Source organism: Streptomyces sp. UH6 (assembly GCF_013421635.1).
Taxonomy (GTDB): domain Bacteria; phylum Actinomycetota; class Actinomycetes; order Streptomycetales; family Streptomycetaceae; genus Streptomyces; species Streptomyces abyssomicinicus.
Map to the genome: position 1 here is coordinate 1 of NZ_JACADT010001173.1, position 1,590 is coordinate 1,590.

A 1,590-nucleotide genomic window follows, 5' to 3' on the forward strand; every position below is an offset into this window, starting at 1 on the left:
CCGCACTCGGCGGGCGTGCGCTGGGAGACGGCGCTGCCCGCGCTGCGGTGGCGTTCCCGGGACGTCGCCCCGCACCCGCGCTGCCCCTGCGGTGCGGCGGAGCGACCGGAGCCGGAACTGACCGGGGCACCGGAGCAGTCACAGGACACAATGGCGGAGCACGGGCCGTCGTCGGAGTCATGCCATCGGGCAAACGCGGCACGGCGGCCCGGGACTTGGAGGACGCATGTCTGATCTTCCCCGGAAGGCGATCACCAGGACCGCCAAACTCGCCGCGCTGCCACTCGGTCTCGCCGGCCGGGCCACCTGGGGGCTGGGCAAGCGGATCGTCGGAGAGTCGGCGGACCTCGTGGGGCGTGAACTCCAGCAGCGCACGGCCGAGCAGCTCTTCAAGGTCCTCGGTGAACTCAAGGGCGGGGCGATGAAGTTCGGGCAGGCCATGTCCGTCTTCGAGTCGGCTCTCCCGGAGGAGTTGGCCGGCCCCTACCGTGCGGCGCTCACCAAGCTGCAGGACGCCGCGCCGCCGATGCCCACCCGCACCGTCCACGCGGTGCTGGTCGAGCGGCTGGGCGACGACTGGCGCGACCTCTTCCAGAAGTTCGACGACAGCCCCTCGGCCGCCGCTTCCATCGGGCAGGTGCACCGCGCGGTGTGGCGGGACGGCCGCGAGGTCGCCGTGAAGGTGCAGTACCCGGGCGCCGGGGAGGCGCTGGTCTCCGACCTCAACCAACTGGCCCGCTTCGCGCGGCTGCTGGGGCCACTGGTTCCGGGCATCGACGTCAAGCCACTGGTCACCGAGCTGAAGGAGCGTGTCTGCGAGGAACTGGACTACGAGTTGGAGGCCGAGGCGCAGCAGGCGCACGCGGAGGAGTTCGCGGACGACCCTGACGTCCTGGTGCCGGCCGTGGTCCACCGGAGCGAACAGGTGCTGGTCACCGAGTGGATGGACGGCACACCGATGTCGGAGGTGATATCCGACGGCACACCGGAACAGCGCGACCGCGCGGGGCAGTTGCTGGCCCGCTTCCTCTTCTCCGGTCCGGCCCGTACCGGACTGCTGCACGCCGACCCCCATCCGGGCAACTTCCGGCTGCTGACGGACGGTTCGGACGACCCGGAGGACTGGCGGCTGGGGGTGCTGGACTTCGGCACCGTGGACCGGCTGCCGGGCGGGCTGCCCTCGCCGATCGGCGAGGCGCTGCGGATGGCGCTGGACGGCGAGGCCGAGGCGGTCCACGCGCGGCTGTGCGCCGAAGGGTTCGTCAAGGACACCGTGGAACTCGACCCGGAGGAGGTGCTGGAGTACCTGCTGCCGATCATCGAGCCGGCGCGGGTGGCGGAGTTCTCCTTCAGCCGGGGATGGCTGCGGAACCAGGCGGCGCGTCTCGCCGATCCCCGGTCTCCGGCGCACCAGTTGGGCAAGCGGCTCAATCTGCCGCCGTCCTACCTGCTGATCCACCGGGTGACGCTGAGCACGATCGGTGTCCTGTGCCAGCTCGGTGCCACCGTGCGGCTCCGGCACGAACTGGAGTCCTGGCTCCCGGGCTTCACCGCGGCCGGGTGACCGGGGCCGCCCCTGCGGCGGGCAGG

At 71.8% G+C, this 1,590-nt stretch carries 1 protein-coding gene; it reads left to right on the plus strand.

The features are described 5' to 3' along the window. Nucleotides 1-226: 226 nt before the first annotated feature. The gene (locus tag HW445_RS30330; protein ID WP_180224007.1) at nucleotides 227-1,564 is read left to right on the plus strand and encodes an AarF/ABC1/UbiB kinase family protein; all 1,338 of its coding nucleotides are present in this window, start codon (nucleotides 227-229) and stop codon (nucleotides 1,562-1,564) included. Nucleotides 1,565-1,590 lie beyond the last annotated feature (26 nt).